The following is a 5,267-nucleotide window of genomic DNA, read 5'->3' as shown; positions in this document are numbered from 1 at the left end:
CCGCCTGCAGGGGCCAGGCACGGCTGCCGAGGCTGGCCGCGCCGTCGATGCGCAGGGTGGTGCCGCTGATGAAGGCGGCAGCCGGGCTGAGCAGGAACACGATCGCCGCGCTGACTTCCGACTCGGTCCCGATGCGCTTGAGTGGCACGTACTCGCGCAAGGTCGGAATGACCTTCTTGAATGCACCTTCGTAGGTATCCATGCCGCTGGAGGCGATCCAGCCCGGTGCCACGGCATTGACCCGCACCCCGGTGGCTCCCCATTCGAACGCGGCGGTCTTGGTGAAATTGTCCATGCCGGCGCGGGCGGCACCGGAGTGGCCCATGCCGGGCATGCCGCCCCACATGTCGGCGAGCATGTTGACGATGCTGCCGCCATGGCGGCTCATGGACTGGTTGAAGACCTCCCGGGCCACCAGGAAACCGCCGACCAGATTGGTGCGCATGACGGTTTCGAAGCCTTTCTGGCTGATCGACGCCAGGGGGGCCGGATACTGGCCGCCGGCGTTGTTGACCAGTCCGTGGATGGGGCCATGCTCGGCGAGCAGTCCGGCAACCAACTGTTTCACCGCGTCCTCGTCGCGAATGTCGCAGCAGCGCCAGGCCGCGCGGCCGCCGTCCTCGGCGATTTCGTCGGCGACCCGTTGCAGCTTCTCCGCCTTGCGTCCCACCAGCAGCACATGGGCGCCGAGGGCTGCCAGTTCATGGGCGGTGCAGCGGCCGATACCGCTGCCGCCACCGGTGACCAGGATCGTCTGGCCGTTGAACAGATCGGGTTTGAACACGGAAGCATAGGCCACGGTCACGGTCCCTCAGGCAAGTTGGTCGGCAAGCTGTTGTGGCAGGTCGATGGGAAATTCCAGCAGTTGCTGGGCGAAGGCCTTGCCCTGCGGATCGATGCGCAGGCTGGCGACACCGCCACCACCCAGGGCATTTTCCAGCAGGAAGTTCAGGCTGTGGCTGCCGGGCAGGTACCAGCGTTCGACACGGCCGTGCAGGGGGTCGAGCACGTGGCCCATCCAGTCGGCGACCGCTGCCGGGGTCAGCGCCGCGGCGATCCACGGCAGGTACTCCGGCCGCCGGGCCATGACGCCGATGTTGCTGTGATTGCCCTTGTCGCCGGAGCGCGCCACCGCCAGACGAACCAGCGGTACGCTCGCGTCGGCCGGGCCTTGCGGCAAGGGCGGCGGGAGATCTTCGACGACCCCGGTCGGATCGAAGGCCGGCAGTACGGGCAGGGCGCACGGGTGCGTCTGCTCGCCGATACGCACGGCCAGTTCGCAGACCTCCTTGTCGATCAGGAACGAAAACAGTCGGATCAGCGGGTACACCGTCGGCCGGCCGCCGACGATTCCGGTCAGGCCCGGCGCCATGCCCGTGGCGGCCTGGGCGATTTCCCGGGAGAACAGGACCAGTGCCTGCTTGCTCGGATGGCGCACGGCAAGCTTGATCACCACTTCGCGGCTGTCCTGGCGGCGACCATGGGGGCCGTAGCTGGCTTCGCTGCCCAGCAGTTCGATGTCCACCTCGCTGTAGGGCGCCCAACCGCGCTGCTGGAACATCTGCGAGGTCTTGTCGATGATCGCCTGGCTGACACGCCGGGCCTTGTCCACGGCATCGATGCCGGCGATCAGGCAACTGGCGGTGCAGCGGAAACCGTCGGGCCAGGTGGCGCTGACCTTGTATTGCCCGGTGGGTGCCAGGCCCCGGGCGCCCTGTACGGCCACGACGTTCTCGCCCTGCTGGACCAGGCTCACCCGAGTGAAGTCGCAGATCACGTCCGGCAGCCGGTAGGCCCGCGGGTCGCCGATTTCGTACAGCAGTTGTTCACCAACGCTCAGCGGGGAAACCAGCCCGCCGGAGCCCTCCGGTTTGCTCACGAGAAAATCGCCATTGGCGCCGACCTCGACGATCGGGAAGCCAATGTGTTCGTAGTCCGGCACATCGCGCCAGTCGGTGAAGTTGCCGCCGGTACATTGCGCGCCGCACTCGATGATATGCCCGGCCAGCGCGGCCTGGGCCAGCTTGTCGTAGTCGTCCCAGGCCCAGCCGAACTCGTGCACCAGGGCGGCGCTGACCACCGCGCTGTCCACCACCCGGCCGGTGATCACGATGTCCGCGCCCAGGCGCAGGGCCTCGACGATGCCCGGTGCGCCCAGGTAGGCGTTGATGGAGACGCACATCGGTGGCAGGGGGGCGCCACTGAACATTTCCGTGATGCCGCCGGCGGCCAGTTGCCGGGACTTGGATTGCAGGTCGTCGCCTTGCAGCACGGCGATCTTCAGGGCGACTCCGACCTTGTCGCAGGCCTGTTGCAGGGCGGCGGCGCAGGCCTGCGGATTGACCCCGCCCGCGTTGCTGATCACGCGGATTCCCTGTCCGGCGATGTCCCCAAGCAGGGGCTCGAGGACCTCGACGAAGTCCGTGGCGTAGCCGGCCTGGGGATCCTTCATGCGTGCCCCGGCCATGATCGACAGGGTGATCTCGGCCAGGTAGTCGAAGACCAGGTAGTCCAGCCTGCCGCTTTCCACCAGCGGCCGGGCGGCAGTGGAGGTATCGCCCCAGAAGGCGCTGGCGCAACCGATACGAACCGTTCTGTTCATCCGCACGATCTCCGAAAGGGGTGGAGTGAGGCTACCAAGCAAGCGCTTGGTTTGTAAACCCCGTTTGTGAGTTTACCCCCAAGCGCTTGCTTGGGCGCGCGCGTCGGCTTAAATTTGCGCGCGCAACCTCCCGGTTTCCGGGCGTGTAACGGCACCAGCAATGAGGAGAATGCCGTGAACGAGCAACAAGCCCAGCAAGTCATGGGGGAATTGGTACAGGCGGGACAACTGACCGATCCGGACAGTGCCCGCGGCAAGCTGCTGCAGACTGCCGCACACCTGTTTCGCAACAAGGGCTACGAGCGCACCACGGTGCGTGACCTGGCCAGTGCCATCGGAATCCAATCCGGCAGCATCTTTCATCATTTCAAGAGCAAGGACGAGATCCTGCGGGCGGTGATGGAGGAGACCATCCTCTACAACACCGCCCTGATGCGTGCGTCCCTGGCCGAGGCCAGCACTGTGCGCGAGCGTGTCCTGGCGCTGATCCGCTGCGAATTGCAGTCGATCATGGGCGGAACCGGCGAGGCCATGGCGGTGCTGGTCTACGAGTGGCGCTCACTGTCGCCGCCGGCCCAGGCCAAGGTCCTGGCGCTGCGCGATCTCTACGAGCAGATCTGGCTGCAGGTGCTCGGCGAGGCCCGCGATGCCGGCTACATCAAGGGTGATGTATTCATTGTCCGGCGCTTTCTGACTGGCGCCTTGTCCTGGACCACCACCTGGTTTCGCCCCCAGGGCAGCCTGACGTTGGACCAGCTCGCCGATGAGGCTTTGGCGCTGATACTCAAGGACAGCTAAGTGCGTGTTGTGCAAGTGATTAATTAACGTGCGTAAAGTTGTCTAAGTGAACAAAAACGCCTAGCTTAGTGATATCGACGATATTTATTCCGAGGTGGGTGGTCTTGAAGCTTTCGCCAATGTGGACGGCGTTCCAGGTTCTAGGTTTGGCGCTGGGCTTGCTGATGATCCAGCCGGTGTCGGCGGCGCAGGAGGTCAGGATCGGCGCCGCACACTTCCCACCCTATACCATTCGACCCGAGCAGGGTGTCGATACCGGCGCGTTGCCGCTGCTGGCCGAAGCCCTCAATGCCCTGCAGAGCGACTATCACTTCGTGCTGGTGCCGACTTCGATCCCCCGGCGTTTTCGCGATTTCGAGGATGGCCGTACCGACATGGCGATCTTCGAGAATCCGGAGTGGGGCTGGAAGGACATCGCCCATGTCAATGTCGACATGGGGCTGGAAGACGCCGAGGTGTTCGTCGCCCAGCGCAGGCCGGATCGCGGCCAGGGGTATTTCGCCGATCTCAAGGGCAAGCGGCTGGCGCTTTTCAGTGGTTATCACTACGAGTTCGCGCAGTTCAATGCCGATCCCAAGTATCTGGCCGAGACCTACAACGCGACATTGACCTACTCGCACGACAGCAACCTGTTGATGGTGTTGCGCGGGCGCGCGGACGTGGCGCTGGTGACGCGTTCTTATCTGTTCGACTACCTGAGCCGCAATCCGGGGACGGCGAAGGAATTGCTGATTTCCGATCGGATCGACCAGGTTTATCACCACTACGCATTGCTGCGACCGAAGGCGCCGATCAGTGGCGAGGCGTTCAGCCAGTTGCTGGAACGCCTGCGCAGCAAGGGTGAGCTGTTGAAGATCTTCCAGCCCTATCGGATCGAGGTGATGCCCACGGCCAATGCGGTCAATCGCCACCTTTGATGGGGCGATGTTGCCTGGCCGTGGTGGTGCTGGTCAGTGTCGGGCGCGATGGTCGCCGCGGCTCGCCGAGACTTTGCGGCAGTGTACCAGTGCATCGCGGATCATGAAGTTCACCAGGGTCGGCGAGACTCCCAGTTCCTTGGCGATGTCCTTCTGCGGTACGCCGTGCAGGCGATACATCTCGAACGCGTAGCGGGTGCGCTGTGGCAGTTCGGTCAGCGCGTCGGCGATATGCTCCAGCGTCGAGAAGTTGATATGCGAGGTTTCTGGCGAAGCACCGTGAATGACCACATTCAAGCCTTCCTCTTCCGGGCCCGCATACTTCAGCTCCAGGGCCTGCTTGCGGTAGTGGTCGATCGCCAGGTTGCGCACGATCTGGAACAGGTAGCTGAGCTGCGCCTTGAACGACGAGGTGATTTGTGGCGCCGACTGCAGGCGGAAAAATGCGTCCTGTACCACGTCTTCGGCTCTCGACCGGCAGCCGGTGATGCGCGCGGCGATCTTGACCAGGATCAGGCGGTTGTCGACGAACGCCTGGAGTAACGGTGAATCACACCTGCTTGTGGATACTGGTTCCGTCATGGAAATCACCTTGTTTCGAATAGGTCGTAGGCCGAGTGCCTGTAGGCGTCTGGCTACACATCGAGCGACAAATTATGCTTAATGATAATGATTGTCAATTGAGAAATAGAACTAATGATGCCTGTCAGTGCGTTACGGGAGCATGACGCAGCTTTTCCGAGCCCGTATACCCACCTGCGTTGCCGCGAACCGGACTAATTATTTGCCATTGCCATCCGTTCTCAGTTGACAGGCCGGGCGAGCGCCCCGGCCAAGCATCGAGACCCGTGAGGAGGGCGCAATGGTTAATCGCAACGGTGGCTGGGCATGAGCACCTCCCTGAGCCTTCGCCTGTTCTGCCTGCCTTATTCCGGTGCCAGCGCCATGGT

The 5,267-nt window shown here is 63.5% G+C and carries 5 protein-coding genes; 2 read left to right on the top strand and 3 right to left on the bottom strand.

Translation table 11 applies throughout. The features are described from left to right. Positions 1-799, bottom strand: a 799-nt coding sequence (locus K675_RS0121830) for an SDR family oxidoreductase (RefSeq protein WP_026145421.1), incomplete at its 3' end; no start/stop codon positions are given. 12 nt (positions 800-811) lie between these two features. After that, entirely contained in the window at positions 812-2,602 is a 1,791-nt protein-coding gene (locus K675_RS0121825; protein ID WP_017905592.1) for an acyclic terpene utilization AtuA family protein, read from the bottom strand. 174 nt (positions 2,603-2,776) lie between these two features. On the opposite strand from K675_RS0121825, the gene K675_RS0121820 reads away from it, so the two are divergent. Beyond that, positions 2,777-3,400, top strand: coding sequence for a TetR/AcrR family transcriptional regulator (locus K675_RS0121820; RefSeq protein WP_017905591.1), 624 nt, complete (start codon positions 2,777-2,779; stop codon positions 3,398-3,400). Between the two features lie 119 nt (positions 3,401-3,519). Further along, positions 3,520-4,317, top strand: coding sequence for a substrate-binding periplasmic protein (locus tag K675_RS0121815; protein WP_017905590.1), 798 nt, complete (start codon positions 3,520-3,522; stop codon positions 4,315-4,317). Between the two features lie 33 nt (positions 4,318-4,350). On the opposite strand, the gene K675_RS0121810 is transcribed toward K675_RS0121815, so the two are convergent. Next, positions 4,351-4,899: an RNA polymerase factor sigma-70 gene (locus tag K675_RS0121810; protein WP_017905589.1), complete on the bottom strand. Its 549-nt coding sequence runs from the start codon at positions 4,897-4,899 to the stop codon at positions 4,351-4,353. Positions 4,900-5,267 lie beyond the last annotated feature (368 nt).

This window comes from Pseudomonas fuscovaginae SE-1, assembly GCF_000364705.1.
Taxonomy (GTDB): domain Bacteria; phylum Pseudomonadota; class Gammaproteobacteria; order Pseudomonadales; family Pseudomonadaceae; genus Aquipseudomonas; species Aquipseudomonas fuscovaginae_A.
Note: the sequence above shows the minus strand (reverse complement) of the source record. Positions and strands in the feature narration are given on the sequence as shown.

Coding starts and splice junctions, on each gene's coding strand:
- K675_RS0121825 (WP_017905592.1), bottom strand. CDS start 2,602: ATGAACAGAACGGTTCGTATCGGTTGCGCCAGCGCCTTCTGGGGCGAT.
- K675_RS0121815 (WP_017905590.1), top strand. CDS start 3,520: ATGTGGACGGCGTTCCAGGTTCTAGGTTTGGCGCTGGGCTTGCTGATG.
- K675_RS0121810 (WP_017905589.1), bottom strand. CDS start 4,899: ATGACGGAACCAGTATCCACAAGCAGGTGTGATTCACCGTTACTCCAG.